Consider the following 21,906-nt stretch of genomic DNA (forward strand, 5'->3'; position numbering starts at 1 on the left):
GTCATTCCTCCAGCGTGTCGGCAAAGGCGAAAAAGGCGTCGCCGACGATCTTCTGCACCTGCTCGTAGCTCGACCAGCCGATGCCCAGTCTCTCATAGAAGGCCTTGGCTGTTTCGTTGTCGGTATCGACGGAGAGCCTGAGATAGACGCCGCCGGCCGCGCGGCATTCTTTCGCGACACGCCGCAGGAGTTTTTCGCCGATCCGGCGGCCGCGGAAGCGATCCTCGACATAAAGATCCTGCACATAGACGCCTGGGCGGCCCATCCAGGTCGAGAAGATCGGGAAATGCAGGCAAAGCCCGGCGAATTCGCCACCGACCTCGGCGATCAAGGTCGAGAAGGCCGGCTTTTCGCCGAAGCCGTAGCGGCGGAGATCGCCAGGCGTCGAGGTGATTTCCTGATGCGCGCCGATGTGGTTGCCGAGACGCAGCAGGGCGGCGTGGATGGTTTCGACGTCGTCGATCGTGCCGGAACGGAGGGTGACCGTTTGCGAGAGTTTGCTCATTGAGAGCGTGGCGTCCAGGCGCCCCCCTCTGTCCTACCGGACATCTCCCCCACGAGGGGGGAGATCAGATGTCGCGTTGGCTTTCGCCAATCTCCAGTGGTTGAAAGAGAGGGCCGGCAGCTGAACTGCCAATCTCCCCCTTCGTGGGGGAGATGTCCGGCAGGACAGAGGGGGGCGCGAAGGAACGCTATCATTTCGAGCCAGCCCCTCACCCCTCCACCGGCAGGTCGAGTTCGGCCGCCAGCGCTTCCAGGGAGTCGCCAAGGACCGCGATCATCTCGCCGATCTGCTCGCGGGTCGTGATCAATGGCGGACAAACCATGAAATTGTCGCTCACCGGCCCGCCACGCACGCGCCGCGAATAGATGATCAGTCCACGTTCGAAGGCCAGGTCGATGAGCCGCAAATTGGCGTTGAGGCTTTGCGGCAGCGGCGTCTTGGCCACGGGGTCGGCATAGAGTTCGGCGCCCATGAAAAGGCCCTTGCCTCGCACGTCGGCTACGAACGGAAAGCGGCCGGTCAGGGCTTCGATCTCGCCCCTCAGCACCTCACCCATGGCGGCGGAATTCTCGACCAGGCCGAGGCGGTCGACTTCGCTGAGAACGGCAACGCCCGCCGCGCAAGCGATGGGGTTGCCGCCATAAGTATGGCCATGCAGGAATCCGCCCTTCTCGATAACCGGCCCGACTATCCGCTGTGTCGCGGCGAGCGCGCCGAGCGGCGCGTAGCCTGAACTCAGCCCTTTCGACAGCGCGACGATATCCGGCCGACAGGACCAGTGGTCACCGCCGAGGAATTTGCCGGTGCGTCCAATACCGGTCATTACCTCGTCGTGGATGAGCAATATGCCGTAGCGATCGCAGATTTCGCGGATCCTGGGGAAATAGCTGTCGGGCGGGACCAGCGCCGCGGTCGCAGCGCCGCCAATCGGCTCCACAATGAAGGCGAGGACGCTTTCCGGCCCTTCCTCTACGATCTTTTCCTCCAGCATATTCGCGTAGCGGACGCCTCGCTGTTCCATCGATAGATTGTCGTGGTCGCGATGAACAAACGGGGCCGGCACCAATGGCATGGGCCGGCCAATCGGGTCGAATGTCTTGGTCAGGATATCATCGCCGGTGACCGCAAGCGTGCCGAGCGTGACGCCATGATAGGAGGGCATACGTCCGATGATTTTCCTGCGTTTGTCCTGACCTGTCGCCACCGCCCATTGTCGCGCGAGCTTGAGGCAGGCCTCGACCGCCTCGGAACCGCCAGATACGAAATAAATGCGGTCGAGTCCGTTCGGAAGCCGCTCGGCCAGGCGGTGCGCCAGCAAGACGGCCTGTTCGTTCTCGAATTGGAAGATGTAGGCGAAGCTGACTCGGTCTAACTGCCGCTTCATCGCATCGATAATGCTGCGATTGCCGTGACCGACATTGACGTTAACAGCGCCGCTCGATCCGTCGATGTAGCGGCGGCCGGTCTTATCCCACAAGTAGATGCCTTCGGCGCGGTCCACCATGGGCTGGGGCCGCCGCGTGAAGTGGAAAAGATTCTGTCGGCTGTCGGTTTCGATGGACTGCACGGCGCTCATTCACCCTTCTTGTCTCGACCGAGATAGCGGTCGAGAACATTTTTCGTCACGCGTTCGACCATCGCGTCCTGCCTTAGCAGGCCGGCGACCCATTCGCAGCTTCCGGCGTGGAACACCTCGCCCTTGCCGCTCGGGAAATTGACGATCATGCCGTTGCCGCGCTTGACCTTGTCGAGATTGGCGTCGCTCGCCTCGCCGAACAAAGTCTCGGCGGTGAAGCGGCCGTCCTCGTCGGTGAGAAACTGGTCCTCGATCGGGATATCGGCGCTCTCCTCGACCTGGCTCGCCATGCCGACGGCAAGCACCTGCAAGCCGTCCGGCGCGCCGCTCGTCGCGGTCGGGTAGGGCAGGCCGCCACGGATTTCGAAATCCAGCCCATCGACCTCGTAGCCATAGACATGACTGTCGGCGCCGAGCAGGTCGCCATAATAGATGCCGGTGCCGGCGAAGGCCCAGTGCTCCGGCCGGTAGACCGGAAAGCCGCGCACGCCGCGCGGTGCGCAGCCGCCCCAGCCTGCATAGACGCCCCTGGTGGCGTTGAGGCCGAAGGTAGCGCTGCCCGGACGACCGATCTCCGGCGCTTCCCAGGAATTGGTGGCGCGCCTGACATCGCCGACGCGATAGGCAGGGTCTTCGGCGCGCGCCTTGTATTTGTAGCAGACCTGGCGGCGGCCTTCGTCCTCCAGCCTGGTCTGCCACATGAAATTGCCGGCGAAGCGCGCCGCGTGTCCGCCGCGCTCGAGGTAATTGTCGACGGCGTCGCGCATCTCCCAGGTCCAGTATTCATCGTGCCCTACGAAGACGACGCAGTCGTAATCGTCGAGGATTTCGGGCGAGAAATGCAGCTCGTGCTGGCTGGTGAGATCGATTGCGTAGCCGGCGCGCTCGGCGAAACGGAAGAAATGACTGTCATAGCTCGCCCAGCCGGAAGAGGCGTATTTCTTCGAATGCCCAGTGGCGAAGGCCCATTCCATATGCGGATAGCGCGGCACGGTTTTGGGCGGCACCGCGACTTCCAGCGGCACGCGCGGCGCGTCCTTGGGCAGCACCACGAAGCCGCGGCACCAGGGGCGCTGCGTCGACACTGTCGTGGCGTATTGGTCGCGGTTCGGACCAGTGATGCCCTGATAGTGGTTCGAGCCGCCCCAGGTGTTGTAGGCGAGCCAGGTGCCGGTCGCGGCGACCTGCAGCAGGCGGCCGGGCTTGCGGCCGGGCAGGGGCGCGACGATGAAGAGATGATGGCTTCGGATCGGCTTGCCGTCGCGGCCGTCGGCCAAAAGCGTGATGCGATAAGCGCCCGAAGGCCAGTCGTCGCCGATTCTGAATTCGAATGAGGCTTCCCAACGGCAGCCTCCGACCGAGCATTGGTCGGGCGTGTCCTGCCAACGCGCCGACAGGCCCGCACCTTCGAAGACCCTGGTCTCGCTGCCGCCGTCGCGGATGACGGCAAGGCTGAATTGCGGCGCCGACGCGCTGACAAAAAGCGTTACCGTCTCGCCCGGCCGATAGGAAAACCGGTCGCTGTAGCACCAGATCTCGCCGCTTGAACCATCCATTCCCGGCCATTCATAGTAATGGCCGCGCACCGCTTCGCGGCGCTGCTCGGGCGTCAGCCCGAAATCGGGGAATTCGGTGGACAGTTGCGTCAAGGAACACCTGGGGGTCACGAGGTCGTCATTGAGACCGTTGGCCGGCCGAGCGTCAAATGGAAAGCATCGGGCCAGCAGGCTTGCGCTTGGCGATACCAGGCAAACGGATTATTCCATCGTCGGGTCTACCGATATTCGACAGACCCTGGCGCAAGAGTGCGCACTGGGAGCCGACATGCTGCGCGTACAAAAGGTCAAGCTCGACGACATCTATGTGCCGACGGCGCGTCGCAAGACGCTGCATCCCGAGACGGTGCGCCATCTCGCCGAGGATATCCTCGAAAACGGCATGAAGACGCCGATCCAGGTTCGGCACGACGGCAAGCGCCACATTCTGGTCGAAGGGCTGCACAGGCTCGAAGCCGCGAAATGGCTCGGCGAGACCGAGATCGACGCCTATCTCGTCCAGGCCAAGCGCCATTAACCTCTCTCCGCTTGGGCCCCGAGACGCAGCCCGTTTACATTTTTTGGCAAGCCATGTCGGCTTGGGCTCCGTCGTTGCGTCCTTGGGGCACAACGGAGGAGATCAAACGTGTCCAAGACCCTGCTTTTCGCCATTCTTGCTTCGGCCGTGGCCTTCGTTGCCGCGCCAGGCGCTCAGTCCGAGGAGTCCAAGCCTGCCATGACCACCGAACCTAAAGTCCCTTTGAAGCCGGAAAAATCCGGCCTGCTGCCGATCGACGGCCTGACCTACTACTACGCCATCTATGGCAAGGGCGAGCCGCTGCTCCTGCTGCATGGCGGCCTGGGCTCGACCGACATGTTCGCGCCGATCCTGCCGAAATTCGCGGAGCACCGCACGGTGATCGCGGTGGATTTGCAGGGTCATGGCCGCACTGCGCTTGGCGAACGGCCCTTCAGCCTCGAAGCGATGGGCAATGACATGGCGGCGATCGTCAGGGCGCTCGGCTACGATCAGGTCGACGTCATGGGCTATTCGCTGGGCGGTGGAGTCGCCTTCCGCATGGCCGTTCAGCATCCCGAAACGGTAGGTCGGCTGGTCCTGGTATCGACCGGTTACGCCGCCAACGGCTTCTATGACGAGATGCGCCCGCAGCAGGCGCAAGTGAGCGCGGCGGCCGCCCCGTTCATGAAGGATACGCCGATGTACAAGTCCTACGTCGCCGTGGCGCCGCATCCGGAAGATTTCCCGAAATTGCTCGACGCGCTCGGCAACTTCATGCGCAACGACTATGACTTCTCGGCCGAAGTTCCGAAGCTGAAGATGCCGGTGATGCTCGTCTATGGCGACAGCGACATGTACAAGCCGGAGCATGAGATCAAGTTCTTCCAACTGCTCGGCGGCGGCCTGAAGGATGCCGGCTGGATGCGCGAAAACCTGTCGCAGAACAGGTTGGCAATCATCCCCAACCGCACCCACTACGACGTCTTTTTCGCGCCTGAACTCGCCACAACCACGCTGCCCTTCCTCGATGGCGTGACCAAGGTGAAGACCTGGGACGAGATCGTCAGCGAATGAACCTTGGCCGCTGGCCGGCTTGCAGACGGCCAGCGGCATCACCGCAAGCGATCATGTCCCATCAATGCTTTTCGATTGACGCTGCGATGCCGGCCGCTACTAGTGCCGGCACGAACCGAGTGCTTGCGATGACCAAATACCAGGGCGGATGCCTGTGCGGCGCGGTGCGCTATAGCGCCGAGGCGGAGCCGATTAATGCGCGCGTCTGCCATTGCCGGATCTGCCAGAAGGCGATCGGCGCGGCCTTCAACGCGCGGCTCCTGTTCCGCATCGACGACGTGACTGTCGAGGGACCGGTGGCGACGATCAATTCCACGCCCGATCTCAAGCGCGGCTTTTGCCCGGCCTGCGGCACGACCTTGTTTTCGCGGCGCGATTCCAGGGGCATTCTCGGCGTCACCTCCGGCTCGCTCGACGACCCGGCCCTGTTCAAGCCCGACATGCATTTCTGGACTGCCTCGAAGCAGCCCTGGGTGATGCTTGACGATGGCCTGCCGCAATATGAAGGCTTGCCGCCGGCTTAGAGCCTAACCTTCTCCCCTTGTGGGAGAAGGTGGCCGCGAAGCGGCCGGATGAGGGGTGTTCCAGCGGAGTGAGACGCTGGCGTTCCCTGGAACACCCCTCATCCGTCTCGGCGCTATCGCGCCGATCCACCTTCTCCCACAAGGGGAGAAGGAAAAAACTGCACAAAAATTTCATCTTCGATTCACGAGATAGCCGGCAAAGCGTCATTGGCGGGCCATCATTGGCTGCCTATCTAAGCGCCATGCGGGCAGGTATCGAGGAGGCAACGGATGAGCGAGAGCATCAACACCCTGGACGAGCTTTTGAACGACCCGATGATCCAGCTCGTGATGGCGCGCGACCGGGTGCGGCCGGCCGAGCTTCGCCTGCTTTTGGAAAAGGCTCGCGACAGGGCCGGCGACGATTCTCGCATCGACCAGGCTTCGGTGCCACCCGCGCATGTGGTGGCAAGAAGCTGCCTCAAGCAGTGGCTGTACCGCTGAGGCAAACCCGGGAAAAATGCATGGCGGTTTTCCGTCCGGAATTGCGCAAAGACAACAACCGCGGGTCAGCTCGAATGCGCCGGCAGATAACTGTAGTGAGCGCGTGAATAAGCGAGCTTGAAGCCGAGCCGGTCGTAGTTGCGATAGGCCGGCCCGTCGCGATCGGGGCGCGGTGCCTCGATGTCGGCGACAAATAGTTTCGCGCCGGCGGCGATGCCGTCGCGAACCAGCCTCTCCCCAAGCATGGCATCAAGATCGAAGCTCGGCGCCATGATCCCGGGCACTGGCGCGTCGATGCCGCTCCAGGCGGCGCCGTCCGATATGAAGAGCGAGCGCACCGCGACGACCGCCCCCTTGCGTTTCAGCATGTAATGTCGCCAACCCTTGCGGCCGACAAGCGCCGTGAGCCAGGGCGAGGTGGGGAGCCGGTATTTGGCATCGATGAAAGAAGCCCAATCCGAAGCTGTGTTGGGCGTGACCTCCTCGACCACCAGATCGTCAACGGGGATAAGCGGGTCGGTCGGGAAGATCGGTTCGTCGGCCGGCGGCGTCGCGTCGCGATAGATGCGCTCCCAGCCGCCTTGATGCTGCAGCCCGCGCGCTTCCAGCCAGCATCTCAGCCGCGACGGCTCGGTATGCGGGTTGGTGTAGAACCACGGCCGCATGACGCCGGCATCGCGATAATGCGCGAGCAGCGCGTCGACCTGAGCCTCCGAGGCCGGGCTGTCGACACCGATATTCTTCACGCAGTTGAAATGGATGAACGGGATTGTCGTGCAGGTGGTCCAGACGAGGTCGCCGTCGCTGGCGATCGACAGCCCTTGCCGTGCCGCGAAATCCGCGGGCGCCGCTTCGTAAAGGTCGAGCCAGGCAGCGACGTCGGCGCGCTCGATGGCACGGCTGGTATCGCGCGACACCTCCTCGATCGCGATTTCCGGCGCATGCGTTTGCGGCGGCACGACTGGCTGCAGTTCCGAGAGGGCGGCGGTCGACATGGTGATGCTCCTCCATTTGCCTTACAGTGTAAGGTTAGCGAAGGATAATATGGTGACGTCTATTGTCAAGCGGGATTAGCGACACCTTACAAATCCGTGAGTTGGAATCACGCTATCGTGAGGCTAAGCCTGTCCTTAAGGGCTTTTCGAATGACGATTCACTTTTCGCTGGGAAAAGGACTGGGATGACCGACGTCTGCACTCAAGGGTTGGATACCGGCTTTGTCGGCCTGGGTTATGCCAAGGTGGCATTTCTGGGCATCGTGCAGGGCATCACCGAATTGCTGCCGATCTCGTCTACGGCGCATATGCGCATCGTGCCGGCCGTGCTCGGCTGGCAGGACCCTGGCTCGGCCTTCTCGGCCGCCATGCAGCTGGCGGCGTTGGCGGCGGTGATCAGCTATTTCTGGAGCGACGTCAGGGACGTGGTGTTCGGCTCGCTTTCGGCGATTTCGCGCCGCGATTTCGGCGACCGCAATTTCCGCCTCGCGATCAGCATCGTGCTGGCCACCGTGCCGATCGTCATTGTCGGCGTTGCGCTTTCCGGCCTGCTCAACACCTGCAATTCGCCACTGCGCGGCCTGGCGGTCATCGGCTGGGCCTGTATCGCCATGGCGATCCTCTTGGCGCTGGCCGAAATTTTCGCCAGCCACAAGCTCATGCTGCGCCAGGCATCGATCCTCGACGCGCTGCTGGTGGGCGTCGCCCAGGTCGGCGCGCTCATTCCCGGCGTCTCGCGCTCGGGCTCGACGCTGACGGCGGCGATGGGGCTGGGCTTTGCCCGCCCCGAAGCGGCGCGCTTGTCGTTCTTGCTTGGCTTGCCTGCCATCGCGCTGGCCGGCCTTAAGGAGCTCTATGAACTACACAAGGTGCATCTCGATGCGCATGGCTGGTCGATCCTGGGCGTCGGCCTCATCGTTGCATCGATCTCGGCTTTCTTCGCCATATGGGGGTTGATGCGGGTGCTCGAACGCTTCTCCGCCTGGCCGTTCGTCATCTATCGCGGCCTGCTTGGCGTGGTGCTGCTGATCGGCGTCGCTGCCGGCTGGCTCACCTAAGTCTTTGTTTTTATGCATGTCGTTGTCCCAGAACCACTGCACACTTCTGGGCGACATGCATTAATCTCGACCGAATCCGCTATATCGACGCCGACCCCTCGGATGCGCTGATGGATCTTGTGACGCTGCTGCAATCCGTGCCTTTGCTGGCGACGCTGGTGAAATCGGCGGCGCCCGCGGCTCTTGGCGCAGGCATGGGTCTTGGCCAATGGCTGGCGGCGCTGCCGCCGTGCCGCAGCCAGACTTTCGAGAATGCGGCCTACCTGGTCTGCGAAACCGATCCGAAGCATTTTTCCATCGAGCTGTTCTGGAAGAACAAGGATGGCGAGCTCTACCGGTCGCTGCACAATCTGCGCAGCGCGCAGCAGGCGGCGGGGCGAACGATGCTGTTCGGCATCAATGCCGGCATGTATCACCCCGATCTCGCGCCGGTCGGGCTCTATGTCGAACGCGGCGAACAGGTCACGGCGGCGAAGACCGGATCGGGAACCGGCAATTTCTCCATGCAGCCCAACGGCATCTTCTACCTCAGCGCCGGCAAGGCCGGCGTTCGCGCGACCAGGGATTACCTGAAGCGCCCGCCGCGTGTGGATTACGCCACCCAGTCCGGGCCGATGCTGGTCATCGACGGCAAGCTGCATCCGAAATTCCGTTACGACGGCACCTCGCGAAAGATCCGCGATGGCGTGGGCGTGCGCGCCGACGGGGTCGCCGTCTTCGCGATCTCGGACGATGCCGTGACCTTTCACGAATTCGCGCGGCTGTTCCGCGACCAACTCGGCTGCTCTAACGCGCTCTTCCTCGACGGTTCCATTTCGAGCCTCTACGCGCCTGGGATCGGCCGCAACGACGATTTCTGGAATCTCGGACCGATGATCGGCGTGTTCAGGCGATAGCCAAAAACTTGGCTGACCTAGCCGGCGAATCGGCCGGTCGGATCAAAAGTAAATTTTGATTCAAACTTTGTTGGTAATTTCTCATTAGGAATGGGGGTTCCGGCGGCGCTGTTCCTGCCTTCGGTCTGTTTTGTTTTGCGTACAGGTCAAGATGCGGATTTTTGGCGTCGTCAGTTTCGTGCTCGCAGCGCTTTGCCTTGCCGGCTGCTCGTCCACGTCGGGCGTCGATGCCTTGCAAATGCCGTCCAGCGAGACAACGAGTTCGGTCGTGCGGCCGAGCGCGCCTGTGACGAAGGGCGTGAGGACGGCCAGGACCGAGACAACGGTCGAGACCGCTTCGATGTCGGGCGCGGCGCGTATCAAGCCGCCGGCGCCGCTGCTTGGCGATGAAAATGCGCCCCTTGATGACGAGAACGCTCGCGCCGACGACGAGAATTCGCGCCCCTTTGGCCTGGCTGAGGAGGAGACGGCGAATTTTCCGGCGTCCGATCTCCCGGACAGCGCCGAGCCGCCGGTGCAGGAAGCAGCGCTCGTCTCGGCGCCGAACCGGCTGTCGCGCGCCGCACCCGCCATGCTTGCCGGTCCAGTCACCCGCTATGCGTTCCGCGACGCCAAGCCGATCAATTTCGGCCGCTCTTCGCCGCGCCATCTTGCCGTTCACGGCGTCGACGTCTCGCGCTGGCAGGGCGACATCAACTGGGGGAAGCTGCGCGCCCAGGGCGCCAACTTCGCCTACATCAAGGCGACCGACGGCGGCGACCACCTCGATCCGATGTTCATGAAGAACTGGCGCAACGCCGATGCCGCCGGGCTGAAGCGCGGCGCCTATCATTTCTTCTACTGGTGCCGCACCGCCGGCGAGCAGGCCGACTGGTTCATCCGCAACGTGCCGAAGGTCGACGGCGCGCTGCCGCCGGTCATCGACGTCGAATGGAACGGCGACTCTTCCTGCAGGCGCAAGCCTTCGCGCGAAAAGGTGCTGGAGAAGATGCAGGTGTTCATGGACAGACTGGAGCGCCATTACGGCCAACGTCCCGTCATCTACACCAGCCCCGATTTCTATCGCGACAATCTGCGCGGCGCTTTTCTCGACTACCCGTTCTGGCTGCGCGCCGTGGCCGCGCATCCGGCAAAGGTCTACCCCGGTCGCAGGTGGCTGTTCTGGCAGTATTCCGGCTCAGGCCTGTCGCATGGCGTGAGGGGGCGTATCGACCTCAACGTGTTCCACGGCGACGAGCGGCAATGGCGCGCCTGGCTCGGCGGCGGCGGGCAGATGGTGGCCGACGCGGATTGAGCGCTTCTCCCTTCTCCCCCTGTGGGGTGAGAAGCGGTCCGCGCAGCGGACGAAAAGCCAATTGCTTGGCTTTTCGAGCTTCGAACGCCCTGAGCCTGCGAAGGGCCGGGTGGTGGCCGCGAAGCGGCCGGATGAGGGGTGCTCCAGCTTGGCGTAGACCTTCGCCAGCTTGGGGCGCTGCAGCAATCGCCAGCGTCACACTCCGCTGGAACACCCCTCATCCGTCTCGGCGCTGGCGCGCCGATCCACCTTCTCCCACAAGGGGAGAAGGAGAGGGCGCTCACGCCTCGCCCCGCGCCTTCGTCATCCACGGGCGGAGCAAGGAGCGAAGCGACGCGCGCAGACCCGAGGATCCATTCCGTGACCCTTATCGTAGGGCGCAACGGCGCAGAATTCTGAACCGTTGCAACGCGTTGATGTAACGGCATGGATTCTAGGGTCTGCGCGCGTCGCTTCGCTCCTTGCTCCGCCCTAGAATGACGAAGCAGAAGCGCGTTGCCGCACTACGCCTCGTTGACCATCGCCTCGATATTATAGCTGTCGGGATCGAGTACGAAGCAGGCGTAGTAATGCTCCGCATAATTCGGGCGCGGCCCGGGTGCGCCGTTGTCGGCTGCGCCCGCTTCGAGCGCCGCCCGATAGAACGCATCGACCTCCGCCCTGCTCTTCACCTGGAAAGCAACATGCAGATGAGTGAGCGGCGGCTTCTCGCCAGTGCGCTGGATCTCGAACAGGCAGCCATTGCCGACATCGAAGGCCCAGAACACGTCGCTGAGCACTCGGCGGCCATAGTAGCGGGCGGTCTGTTTCGTGGCTTGTCAAGAACGGTGCAGCCTCATCAATCTGCCTTGTAGCTCCATTGCGCGTGTCTCAAACGCCTCATGTTGCTCGTAGAAAAAGTCGAATAATTCCTCGATCATTTCTAGACACCAGTGAGCGTCTTCATATTCGATTTCGAAGGAACGAAGCTCGCTACTCATCGCGAATGGGTGTGCTGCAAGATTGCCAATGCGCCGTATCATATCGGCATAGGCCGTATGAGGTCCCGCCATTCCCCACGGGGAGTCGGTTCTGCTAGCTGAGCTAATCTGTTTGGCTAGGCTTCTTTGATTGTGGCCAAGCGACAGCAAAAGGTGTTCGAGACAGCGCCTTGAAATGACAGCCGACCCAGTTGGGCTGACAGGGAGAATCTTGCAGGCCTCCTCATATGCGCGCCAAACATCATGAGGGACATAGAGAAAGTCTCTTGGGGTATATGAGTAATCCAAACCTAAGGTCGACCTTAAGGGTAAGCGAGTAAGGTCCCGATTTCCGAAGGGCTAATTATGCCTGACCGGTGGCATGTTATGCCTCTACCACACGTTGTGGTGCCAGACGCTATGCCTCTACATATTCCGCCAGACTAACGCCTTTCGGTACATCCAGCCCGTCAGCACGCAGACCTTCGATGTGGAAGCGGATCGCATCACGGATTTCGGTTTCCACTTCAGCTACCGTCGCTCCGGTAGCGATGCAGCCTGGCAGGTCAGGCACATATGCGGAAAAATTGTTTCCGGCTTTTTCGATCACCACGGCGTAGCGCATGCCATCACTCCTTTAGACCGGACTGCTTGAGGATGCTGTTCAACGTCCCTGGCGCAACCTCTTCAGACGGCTTGCCGGCCACGGTGACGCGGCCGGCTTTGATTTTATGCTTATATTGGCGATAGCTGCCTTTGGTTGCAACCAGATACCAGCCATCGGCCTCCAGCATGCGAATAACTTCGCGGACCGTAAGCCGCCGAGGCGGCATCTAGGCTCTCAGCTGCACCCGCTCGTCGATCCACACGTGTCGCACTTCTCACACGTCCCGTTCCGCACCATGGTGAAGTTGTGGCACTCGGAGCATTCGTTGCCGGTGTAGCCCTGGAGCAGCGACTGCTGGCGCCTGGTCGCGGCGAGCTTCTTGGCGTCGGCGGCCTCGTTGGCGGCGGCGTCGGTGAACAGCGCTTCCACGCCGCCGGCGGCCTCGGCTTCCTGTTCGACGATCTCCTCGGTCAGTTCCCTGGCGCGCTCCTCATAGTCGCGCTTGTAGGCAAGCGCCTCGTCGCTGGCCGGCTTCAGCGCCAGCACGTTGGAACCGGCGAAGGCGGTGGGTGCGGCGCGGGCAGGGGCGGTCGTCGGGGCCGAACCGCCAAAACCCTTCGGATCGGAACCCACGCCCGACACCAGCTTCACCGGCGAAACGCCGCGCGTCAGGCCCTTGGAGAAGGGCGTCGCCTTGCCTTCGGTGATGCCGCGGCCAAGTGCGGTCTTGTCGAAGTCCGACTGGTCGACATGGGCGAGGTCGTGGCGGGCGAGGTACGACACGGCGAGCTCGCGGAACACGTAGTCGAGGATCGACGTCGCGTTCTTGATCGCGTCATTGCCCTGCACCATGCCGGCCGGCTCGAACTTGGTGAAGGTGAAGGCCTCGACATATTCGTCGAGCGGCACGCCATATTGCAGGCCGAGCGAAATCGCGATGGCGAAGTTGTTCATCATCGCACGGAAGGCAGCACCTTCCTTGTGCATGTCGATGAAGATCTCGCCCAGGCGGCCGTCGTCGAACTCGCCGGTGCGCAGGTACACCTTGTGGCCGCCGACGACGGCCTTCTGGGTGTAGCCCTTGCGGCGGTTCGGCAGCTTTTCGCGGTCGCGGTAGAGCCGCTCGATGACGCGCTCGACGATCTTTTCGGTCACCTGCACGGCGCGCTGCGCGGCGGGCGCGGCGATCAGCTGCTCGACCGCCTCGTCCTCATCCTCCTCGCCATCGGCGAGCAGCGAGGCATTGAGCGGCTGCGACAGTTTCGAGCCGTCGCGATAGAGCGCGTTGGCCTTCAGCGCCAGCTTCCAGGACAGCATGTAGGCGCCCTTGGCGTCTTCGACCGTCGCGTCGTTCGGCATGTTGATGGTCTTGGAGATGGCGCCCGAGATGAAGGGCTGCGCCGCCGCCATCATCAGGATGTGGCTGTTGATGGACAGCGAGCGCTTGCCGATCTTGCCGCAGGGGCTGGCGCAGTCGAACACCGGCAGGTGCTCGGCCTTCAGGAAGGGTGCGCCTTCCAGGGTCATGGCGCCGCAGACATGGATGTTGGCGGCGTCGATGTCCTTCTTGGAGAAGCCCAGAGCCGGCAGCATCTCGAAGGAGATGTCGCCGAGCTGCTCGTCGGTGAAGCCGAGCGTCTCCTTCACCCAGTCGGCGCCCAGCGTCCACTGGTTGAAGACGAACTTGATGTCGAAGGCCGACTTCAGGGCTGCGTTGAGCGCCGCGATCTTCTCGTCGGTGAAACCCTTGGCCTTCAGCGCGGGCGGGTTGATGCCCGGCGCCTGGTTGAGGTTGCCGTGGCCGACCGCGTAAGCCTCGATCTCGGCGATCTGGCTTTCGGAATAGCCCAGAGTGCGCAGCGCTTCCGGCACGGCGCGGTTGATGATCTTGAAGTAGCCGCCGCCGGCGAGCTTCTTGAACTTCACCAGGGCGAAGTCGGGCTCGATGCCGGTGGTGTCGCAATCCATGACGAGGCCGATCGTACCGGTCGGCGCGATCACGGTCGCCTGCGCGTTGCGGTAGCCGTGCTCCTCGCCGAGCTCGATGGCGCGGTCCCAGGCGGAGCGGGCATGCTCGGCCAGCGCCTGCTGCTTGAGGTCGGAGGCGACCAGCGGCACCGGATTGACGGCGAGCTTCTCGTAGCCGTCCTTGTCGCCGTAAGCAGCGCGGCGGTGGTTGCGCATGACGCGCAGCATGTTCTGGGCGTTGCGGTCATAGTCCGGGAAGGCGCCGAGCTCGGAGGCCATTTCGGCCGAGGTCGAGTAGGCGACGCCGGTCATGATCGCGGTGAGCGCGGCGCAGATGGCGCGGCCCTCGTCGGAGTCGTAAGGAATGCCCGATGTCATCAGCAGGCCGCCGATATTGGCGTAGCCGAGGCCGAGCGTGCGGTAGTCGTAGGAGAGCTTGGCGATTTCCTTCGACGGGAACTGCGCCATCATCACCGAGATTTCGAGCACGACGGTCCACAGCCGAACGGTGTGCTCGTAAGCGGCGATGTCGATCGTGCCGTCTGCGTTGCGGTAGGGCAGTAGGTTGATCGAGGCGAGGTTGCAGGCCGTGTCGTCGAGGAACATGTATTCCGAGCACGGGTTGGAGGCCCGGATCGCACCGGCGGAAGCGCAGGTGTGCCAGTCGTTCATCGTCGTGTTGAAGTGCAGGCCGGGGTCGGCCGACGCCCAGGCGGCATAGCCGATCTTTTCCCACAGGTCGCGCGCCTTCAGCGTCTTCAGCACCTTGCCGTCCTTGCGGGCGGTGAGCTGCCAGTCGCCATCGGCCTCGACGGCGCGCAGGAAATTGTCCTTCAGCGACACCGAGTTGTTGGAGTTCTGGCCGGAGACGGTGAGGTAGGCGTCCGAATCCCAGTCGGTGTCGTAGGTCTTGAACGACATCGAGGTGTAGCCTTGCTTGGCGAACTGGATGACCCGGTAGATGTAGTTCTCCGGCACGGCATCCTTCTTGGCCGCCTTGATCTCGCGCTTCAGCGCGGTGTTCAAAGCCGGGTCGAAGCAGTCGTCGCCATGGCCTTCGCAATTGACGCAGGCCTTCATGATCGCTTCGAGGTGCTTCTTGACGATCTTGGAGCCGGTCACCAGCGAGGCGACCTTCTGCTCTTCATTGACCTTCCAGTCGATGAAGTCCTCGATATCGGGGTGGTCGGCGTCGACGATGACCATCTTTGCCGCGCGGCGCGTCGTGCCGCCCGACTTGATGGCGCCCGCCGCGCGGTCGCCGATCTTGAGGAAGCTCATCAGGCCGGACGAACGGCCGCCGCCGGACAGCTTTTCGCCTTCGCCGCGCAGCATGGAGAAGTTCGAGCCGGTGCCGGAACCGTATTTGAACAGGCGCGCCTCGCGCACCCACAAATCCATGATGCCGCCCTCGTTGACGAGGTCGTCCTGCACGCCCTGGATGAAGCAGGCATGCGGCTGCGGGTGCTCGTAGGAGGATTTCGATTTGGTCAGCTTGCCGGTGAAGGGATCGACATAGAAATGGCCCTGGCTCGGGCCGTCGATGCCATAGGCCCAGTGCAGGCCGGTGTTGAACCATTGCGGCGAGTTCGGCGCGACGCGCTGGGTGGCCAGCATATAGGCGAGCTCGTCGCGGAAGGCGCGCGCGTCATCCTCCGACTTGAAGTAGCCGCCCTTGTAACCCCAGTAAGTCCAGGTGCCGGCCAACCGATCGAAGACCTGGCGGGCATCGGTTTCCGAACCGTAGCGCTCGGCTTCGGGCAGCTTGGCGAGCTCGGCCTCGTCGGCAACCGAACGCCACAGGAAGGAGGGAACGTCGTTCTCCTCGACCTTCTTCAGCCGCGCCGGCACGCCGGCCTTGCGGAAATATTTCTGCGCCAGGATGTCGGCCGCGACCTGGCTGAACTGAGCCGGCACATCGATGTTGTCCAAGCGGAACACCACCGAGCCGTCGGGATTCTTGATCTCCGACAGGGCCTTGCGGAATTCGATCTCCGCATAGGCTGACTGGTCTGGCTTGGTGAAGCGACGCTCGATGCGCATTGGTCCGGTCCCTTTGTGTCTATATATAGCGCTTTTCCCCAGGGATTTCTGCCCTGTTTAGCGAAAAGCGCAGTCCGCCGTTTGCCGGCATCGCAGGCGACGCCGACACTCTCTCGTCGCGGGCGCAGCCATGCAGACAAGCAAACGCCTTTCCAGGCGCTTACCCAGGTTGCAGGTCGACCCGCGGGTCCCTCAAAATGAAACTTTTGTCGATTCCCTCCGTAGAGGGAGGTTCACACTATCTAGCGTCGATCCTGCCTGCAAACACTAAATATAGTGTTAACAGATCATTTTTTCCAGGCCGACAATTCTCCCTTTTCGCCCACCAAGCCCTAACGATCCCAACGCTTCCGCCAGCCTCGTGAACAGGCGGAAATCCAGGCAAAACGCACAAAATCCGGGAAAAAAGACCGGCCTCAAAACTCTCCGGTCGCGCCCGCAACAGGAGCGCATGGCCTATAAAAAGCGACTCGGTCTGACCCGTCAAGGATTCGTTTGCGTAGCTTTTGTGACCCCAACATCTTGTGTGTCACATATGTGGATAACGGGGACATGCGAAGCCCGGCTTTGCAGGCACTTGACGAGGTTTATCGGGTTGCCGCGAAAGCGTGTCGGGCCGGCGGCTTTTCATTTTAGCTGGCTTGCACTATCTGTTGCGTTCGCGCGGCGGCGCGCCTTGTCAACACCAAAAGCATCCGTTACGCCCCGCTCATGACAGTTACCGTACGTTTTGCACCATCGCCGACCGGCCGCATCCATATCGGCAACGCGCGCACAGCGCTGTTCAACTGGCTTTTCGCCATGAACAACAAGGGTCGCTTCATCCAGCGCTTCGACGACACCGACATTGCCCGCTCGACGCAGGAATATGCCGATTCCATCCTTTACGACCTGCATTGGCTGGGCATCTTCCCGGATGTCACCGCGTACCAGTCGCGCCGCTTCGAGATCTACGACGCGGCGGTCGAGCGGCTGAAGGCGGCGCGCGTGCTCTATGCCTGCTATGAAACGCCGGAAGAACTCGATCTGCGCCGCAAGGTGCGCCGCACGCGCGGCCTGCCGCCGGTCTATGGCCGCGAGGCGCTGACGCTGACGCCGGAGCAGGTGGCGGAATACCAGTCCGATGGTCGGCGCCCGCACTGGCGTTTCCTGCTGCCCAATTTCACCAGCGATCCGCTGCAGCCGGAGCGCACCGAAGTGCATTGGAACGACCTGGTGCGCGGCGAGGAGACGGTCGATCTTGCCTCGCTGTCGGATCCCATCCTGGTGCGCGAGGACGGCACCTATCTCTACACGCTGCCTTCGGTGGTCGACGACATCGAGATGGGCGTCAGCCATGTCATTCGCGGCGACGACCATGTCACCAACACCGGCGTGCAGATCGCCATCTTCAAGGCGCTCGGCGCCGAGCCGCCGGTCTTCGGCCACCACAATCTGCTCACCACGGTGTCGGGAGAGGGGTTGTCGAAGCGCGCGGGAGCGCTGTCGATCCAAAGCCTGCGCGAGGACGGCATCGAGCCGATGGCGGTCGCCTCGCTGGCCGTGCTCGTCGGCACGTCGGAAAATGTTACCGCAGCGCACGACCTCAACGAGCTTGCCGGCCATTTCGACCCGGCGGCGACGTCGAAGTCCGCCTCCAAGTTCGACCCGGACGAGCTCTTCGTGCTCAACCGTACGCTGATGCACCACATGTCGTTCGAGGAAGCGCGCGACCGGCTGATTGTGCTGGGCATTTCCGGCGACAAGGCCGAGCCGTTCTGGATGGCGGTTCGTGGCAATCTCGACCGGCTGCCGGACGCGGTCGCCTGGTGGCGGATCCTGAGCGACGGCCCGCAGAAATCGGCCGAATTTTCCGGCGAGGACCGCGACTTTCTCAATCAGGCTTTTGACGTTCTCCCGGAGGAGCCCTGGAACGGGACCGTCTGGAAGGACTGGACCGGCAGGATCAAGCAAGCAACGGGGCGCAAAGGCAAGCCGCTGTTCATGCCGCTGAGACTGGCGCTCACCGGGCGGACTTCGGGGCCGGAGCTTTCAGATCTATTGCCGCTGATGGGTCGGGAAGGAACGCTGGCCCGACGACCCTGACCTTGCGCTGATCCGGCGGCAGCGCCGAGACCGGCGACACCGGCACCTTGGTGGTCAGCCGCCTGATCGCGTCCCGGTCGAGCCCGCCTTCAATGTTAGCGAGTGTTTCCGGATCCGCGCCGGGATCGGGCTTGGTCGCCGGCGCCGGGGCGAATATTGCCGCACCGCCGTCAGGTTGCGACTGTTCAGGATTGGGCGGATTGCCGCCGATGATCGTGAAGTTGCCATTGCCGGCCTGGGCGTTGCAGCCGCAGGTCGGCGGCCGCGAGAAATTGGCCTGCTTGTAGAGATAGGCGGTCGGCAATTCGCTGTAGGGTTGGCCGGTCACCGAGGAGGTCATCGAGCCCGAATCGTCATCCATTCCACGCGTATAGAAGACCTGCATCTCGGTGCCCGGGCAGCTCGATTCGCAGTTCTTCTGGTCGCGCTCGAAGTCGCCGACAGAGGCGGCGTTGGACATCGGAAAGAAGTAGCCGTCGCAGGTGCGCACGCACATCGTGCGGAACTCGCCGCCCAACCGCGGCAGGTCCATGCCGTCCGGCTGGTTGATGACGCGGCGGATGTTGCGCTCGCTCGGATCATCGGGCGGTACGTCCGCCGAGTCCGGTATATCGGATGCATCGGGCGTTTCGAGTTGCCGATCCTGGCGGCCGAACAGCTGCTCGAAAAGATTGCCGCCGCCATTGTCGCGAGCCGCTTCCTGAAGCGGCGCATGGCGCGGCGCGATCTCGTCATCGCGGCAGCCATTGGCATCGAGTGCCGCCAGGATGCGGCCGCGGTCGCGGCGCGTGCCGCCGGCGGCCAGCCGATCGCGCTTGGCCTGCAAAGTATCGAGATTGGCGTTCATTCGCTCTATCGAGGCATTGATCGCCGCGCATTGGCTGACATTGCGCGAGAACAGCGTGAAGCCGCAATTGGCGTCGCCCGCCCGGCTCCGGGCTTTCGCCAACTGCTCGCGCTGGCGCTGGATGGCATCATCATATTTCCGGACGATACCGGGCCCGCCGCCACCACCGCGTGCGGCCGCGAGTTCGGCCTCGAGTTGCCTGCAAAGGCGCGAGGCCGCCTGGGATTGGGTCACCGCGCCAGCCGACGCGGCGAGTGCTGCAAGCAGCACCGCAAGGTGGGTCAGCTTCAACCCGGCGCCTTTCATCCGAAACCCCAAATCGCCTTTTATCCAAAGCTACCCGGCCCGTGGTTAACTGACTATGCCAGAGTCGGCACTAGCAAGCTTAAGGCAATTCGGCGCGAAGCGTTTTCAACCGGAAGCACAATATGTCTTAGGCAGACGGGGCATTTCCGCTTCGCGCCCGCCTGAGCAGTTCAACCGCCGAGACCCTAACCCAGATCGACGAGCGCCTGCGCCTTATGCGCTGCCTCGACGACGGCGAGCGCGGTCATGTTGACGACGCCGCGCGAGGTCACCGACGGCGTCAATATGTGCGCGGGCTTGTCGGTGCCGAGCAGGATCGGCCCGACATGCAGCGCATCCATCATGGCGCGCAAAGCCGTCAGCGTGATGTTGGCCGAGTCGAGGTTCGGGAAGACCAGCAGATTGGCCTCGCCCTTCAGTCGCGAATGCGGATAGACGCGCTGGCGCAGATGCTCCGACAGTGCGGTATCAGCATGCATCTCGCCGTCGCACTGCAAGCCGGGCGCGATGCGGCCGAGGATTTCCGCCGCGCGGCGCATCTTCAGCGCGCTCGGCGAATCGCGCGAGCCGAAATCCGAGTGCGACAGCAGCGCTGCCTTCGGCTCGATGCCGAAGCGCTGGATTTCCTCCGCCGCCAGCACGGTCATTTCGGCGATCTCCTCCGCCGTCGGGTCGACCGAGACGTGGGTGTCGGTGAGGAAGATGATGCCGCGCTGCGAGATCAGCATCGAAAGCGTCGACAGGTCCATATCCTTGATGCCGGCGCGTGGCCCTATGATCAGCGTGACGTTGCGCAGATGCCGCTCGAAGCGGCCTTCGAGGCCGCAGACCATGGCGTCGGCGTCGCCGCGTTTCAGCGCCAGGGCCGCGATCACCGTGTTGTCGGTGCGCACCATGGTGCGGGCGGCTTCCGTCGTCACGCCGCGCCGGCCGGCGAGTTCGATCAACAGGTCGACATAGTGGCGGTAGCGCGGATCGTCTTCCGGGTTGATCAAGGCGAAATCGACACCCGGCCGGATGCGCAGACCGTAACGCTTCAGCCTGACCTCCACCACATGCGGGCGGCCGATCAGGGTCGGCTCGGCAATGCCTTCCTCCAGCACGACCTGGGCCGCGCGCAGCACGCGCTCGTCCTCGCCGTCGGCATAGATGACGCGCTTGGTGCTTGACGTCTTGGCCGAGGAGAACACCGGCTTCATCACCAGGCCGGAGCGGAAGACGAAGCGGTTGAGCTTGTCGATATAGGCGGCGAAGTCGGCAATCGGCCGGGTCGCCACACCGCTATCGCAGGCAGCCTTCGCCACCGCCGGCGCGATGCGCAGGATAAGGCGCGGATCGAAGGGCGAGGGGATCAGGAAATCGGGACCGAACATCGGCGTCTCGCCGGAATAGGCGCGCGCCGCGACGTCCGAAGGCTCCTCGCGGGCAAGGGCGGCGATCGCGCGTACCGCCGCCATCTTCATCTCCTCGTTGATGGCGCTGGCGCCGCAATCGAGCGCGCCGCGGAAGATGTAAGGAAAGCACAACACGTTGTTGACTTGATTGGGAAAATCGGAACGCCCCGTGCAGATCATGGCATCCGGGCGCGCGGCCCTTGCCAACTCGGGCATGATCTCGGGATTGGGGTTGGCCAAAGCCAGGATCAGCGGTTTCGGCGCCATGTTCTGCAGGAGTTCCGGCTTCAGCACGCCGGCGGCGGAAAGGCCGAGGAAGACGTCGGCGCCGGGAATGACATCGGCCAGCGTGCGCGCCTCGGTGTCCTTCACATAAGGGTCTTTCCAACGGTCCATCTCTTCGACGCGGCCCTTATGGGCGACGCCAAAACGGTCGGTGACCCAGATGTTTTCCACCCTGGCGCCGAGCGAGACCAGCAGGTTGAGGCAGGCAAGTGCCGCGGCACCCGCGCCGGACGTGACGATCTTGATGTCGGCAATCGCCTTGCCGGCCAGTTCCAGTCCGTTGAGCACGGCGGCGGCGACGATGATCGCGGTGCCATGCTGGTCGTCATGGAAGACCGGGATGCCCATGCGGGCCTTCAGCCGCTCCTCGACCTCGAAGCATTCCGGAGCCTTGATGTCCTCGAGGTTGATGCCGCCGAAGGTCGGCTCCAGCGCGGCGATTGTCTCGACCATGCGCTCGATCTCGGGCGCGTCGATCTCGATGTCGAAGACGTCGATGCCGGCGAATTTCTTGAACAGCACGGCCTTGCCTTCCATCACCGGCTTGGAGGCGAGCGGACCGATATTGCCCAGGCCAAGCACGGCGGAGCCGTTGGAGACGACGCCGACAAGATTGGCGCGCGCCGTGTAGTCGGCCGCGGTTGCGGGATCGTCGCGGATTTCGAGGCAGGGCGCCGCCACGCCCGGCGAATAGGCAAGCGCCAGGTCGCGCTGGTTGCCGAGCGGCTTCGTCGCCTGGATTTCGAGCTTTCCCGGTGTCGGGTGCTTGTGGAAGAAGAGGGCGGCCTCGTCGAGGTCCGACCGGGCCGTTTTCTTGCTCTCGCCGTCCATTCCGGCCCCTCCCTCTGCTGTCTGCTTTCATGCGTTCTAGAGCAATTCCAGGAAAAGTGTGAAACGGTTTTCCGTCCGGAATTGCGTCAGGCTAGATACACGCGACGGCGAGTGTTCGCGA

17 protein-coding genes and 3 pseudogenes are annotated in these 21,906 nt (G+C 63.2%); 9 read left to right on the top strand and 11 right to left on the bottom strand.

All coding sequences use genetic code 11. From position 1 onward, the window contains the following. Nucleotide 1 precedes the first annotated feature (1 nt). The 3 genes from AC0L2L_RS05605 to AC0L2L_RS05615 all read right to left on the bottom strand — a co-directional run bounded on the left by AC0L2L_RS05605 (nt 2) and on the right by AC0L2L_RS05615 (nt 3,730). Nucleotides 2-505, bottom strand: a complete 504-nt coding sequence (locus tag AC0L2L_RS05605) for a GNAT family N-acetyltransferase (RefSeq protein WP_473576769.1) — start codon at nt 503-505, stop codon at nt 2-4. A 208-nt stretch (nt 506-713) separates the two neighbouring features. Then, nucleotides 714-2,081, bottom strand: a complete 1,368-nt coding sequence (locus AC0L2L_RS05610; RefSeq protein ID WP_473576771.1) for an aminotransferase family protein — start codon at nt 2,079-2,081, stop codon at nt 714-716. Beyond that, nucleotides 2,078-3,730 carry a N,N-dimethylformamidase beta subunit family domain-containing protein gene (locus AC0L2L_RS05615; protein ID WP_473576772.1) on the bottom strand — a complete coding sequence of 551 codons (1,653 nt, stop codon included), beginning with the start codon at nt 3,728-3,730 and terminating at the stop codon, nt 2,078-2,080. Before AC0L2L_RS05615 ends, AC0L2L_RS05610 begins: the two co-directional genes overlap by 4 nt. 175 nt (nt 3,731-3,905) lie before the next feature. On the opposite strand from AC0L2L_RS05615, the gene AC0L2L_RS05620 reads away from it, so the two are divergent. From AC0L2L_RS05620 to AC0L2L_RS05635, 4 genes are all read left to right on the top strand, one after another. Then, nucleotides 3,906-4,154, top strand: coding sequence for a ParB N-terminal domain-containing protein (locus AC0L2L_RS05620; RefSeq protein WP_473576774.1), 249 nt, complete (start codon nt 3,906-3,908; stop codon nt 4,152-4,154). Between the two features lie 108 nt (nt 4,155-4,262). Then, nucleotides 4,263-5,210, top strand: a complete 948-nt coding sequence (locus AC0L2L_RS05625; protein WP_473576775.1) for an alpha/beta fold hydrolase — start codon at nt 4,263-4,265, stop codon at nt 5,208-5,210. Between the two features lie 128 nt (nt 5,211-5,338). After that, nucleotides 5,339-5,734, top strand: a complete 396-nt coding sequence (locus tag AC0L2L_RS05630) for a GFA family protein (RefSeq protein WP_473576776.1) — start codon at nt 5,339-5,341, stop codon at nt 5,732-5,734. 270 nt (nt 5,735-6,004) lie between these two features. After that, entirely contained in the window at nt 6,005-6,217 is a 213-nt protein-coding gene (locus tag AC0L2L_RS05635; RefSeq protein ID WP_320213539.1) for a hypothetical protein, read from the top strand. A 65-nt stretch (nt 6,218-6,282) separates the two neighbouring features. Here AC0L2L_RS05635 and AC0L2L_RS05640 read toward each other — a convergent pair whose 3' ends face one another. Continuing rightward, nucleotides 6,283-7,212, bottom strand: coding sequence for a hypothetical protein (locus AC0L2L_RS05640; protein WP_473576777.1), 930 nt, complete (start codon nt 7,210-7,212; stop codon nt 6,283-6,285). A 185-nt stretch (nt 7,213-7,397) separates the two neighbouring features. On the opposite strand from AC0L2L_RS05640, the gene AC0L2L_RS05645 reads away from it, so the two are divergent. From AC0L2L_RS05645 to AC0L2L_RS05660, 4 genes and pseudogenes are all read left to right on the top strand, one after another. Then, nucleotides 7,398-8,270: an undecaprenyl-diphosphate phosphatase gene (locus tag AC0L2L_RS05645; protein WP_473576778.1), complete on the top strand. Its 873-nt coding sequence runs from the start codon at nt 7,398-7,400 to the stop codon at nt 8,268-8,270. A gap of 110 nt (nt 8,271-8,380) precedes the next feature. Continuing rightward, entirely contained in the window at nt 8,381-9,166 is a 786-nt protein-coding gene (locus AC0L2L_RS05650) for a phosphodiester glycosidase family protein (RefSeq protein WP_473576779.1), read from the top strand. A 151-nt stretch (nt 9,167-9,317) separates the two neighbouring features. Then, a pseudogene (locus AC0L2L_RS05655) lies at nt 9,318-9,455 on the top strand (glycoside hydrolase family 25 protein); the annotation flags it as partial. Between the two features lie 141 nt (nt 9,456-9,596). Further along, nucleotides 9,597-10,460, top strand: a pseudogene (locus AC0L2L_RS05660) (glycoside hydrolase family 25 protein); the annotation flags it as partial. 503 nt (nt 10,461-10,963) lie between these two features. Here AC0L2L_RS05660 and AC0L2L_RS05665 read toward each other — a convergent pair. The 5 genes and pseudogenes from AC0L2L_RS05665 to AC0L2L_RS05685 form a co-directional block, all read right to left on the bottom strand. Continuing rightward, nucleotides 10,964-11,227, bottom strand: a pseudogene (locus tag AC0L2L_RS05665) (VOC family protein); the annotation flags it as partial. A 51-nt stretch (nt 11,228-11,278) separates the two neighbouring features. Next, entirely contained in the window at nt 11,279-11,728 is a 450-nt protein-coding gene (locus tag AC0L2L_RS05670) for a DUF4145 domain-containing protein (protein WP_473576780.1), read from the bottom strand. 109 nt (nt 11,729-11,837) lie between these two features. Continuing rightward, nucleotides 11,838-12,044 (bottom strand): type II toxin-antitoxin system HicB family antitoxin, encoded by a 207-nt coding sequence (locus tag AC0L2L_RS05675; RefSeq protein ID WP_013532022.1) that lies wholly within the window; start codon nt 12,042-12,044, stop codon nt 11,838-11,840. Between the two features lie 4 nt (nt 12,045-12,048). After that, entirely contained in the window at nt 12,049-12,252 is a 204-nt protein-coding gene (locus AC0L2L_RS05680; RefSeq protein WP_473576781.1) for a type II toxin-antitoxin system HicA family toxin, read from the bottom strand. Nucleotides 12,253-12,260: 8 nt separating this feature from the next. Next, nucleotides 12,261-16,037 (bottom strand): vitamin B12-dependent ribonucleotide reductase, encoded by a 3,777-nt coding sequence (locus tag AC0L2L_RS05685; protein ID WP_473576782.1) that lies wholly within the window; start codon nt 16,035-16,037, stop codon nt 12,261-12,263. A gap of 711 nt (nt 16,038-16,748) precedes the next feature. Here AC0L2L_RS05685 and gltX point away from each other — a divergent pair. Beyond that, nucleotides 16,749-18,122 (top strand): glutamate--tRNA ligase, encoded by a 1,374-nt coding sequence (gene gltX, locus AC0L2L_RS05690; protein ID WP_473576783.1) that lies wholly within the window; start codon nt 16,749-16,751, stop codon nt 18,120-18,122. Here gltX and AC0L2L_RS05695 read toward each other — a convergent pair. Together AC0L2L_RS05695 and AC0L2L_RS05700 are read right to left on the bottom strand one after the other, a co-directional pair. Beyond that, the gene (locus AC0L2L_RS05695; RefSeq protein ID WP_473576784.1) at nt 18,040-19,275 is read right to left on the bottom strand and encodes a DUF2865 domain-containing protein; all 1,236 of its coding nucleotides are present in this window, start codon (nt 19,273-19,275) and stop codon (nt 18,040-18,042) included. The two genes, gltX and AC0L2L_RS05695, sit on opposite strands and share 83 nt — an antisense overlap. Before the next feature lie 185 nt (nt 19,276-19,460). Next, nucleotides 19,461-21,785 (bottom strand): NADP-dependent malic enzyme, encoded by a 2,325-nt coding sequence (locus AC0L2L_RS05700; RefSeq protein ID WP_473576785.1) that lies wholly within the window; start codon nt 21,783-21,785, stop codon nt 19,461-19,463. Between the last annotated feature and the right edge of the window lie 121 nt (nt 21,786-21,906).

The organism is Mesorhizobium sp. WSM4832, from assembly GCF_055811115.1.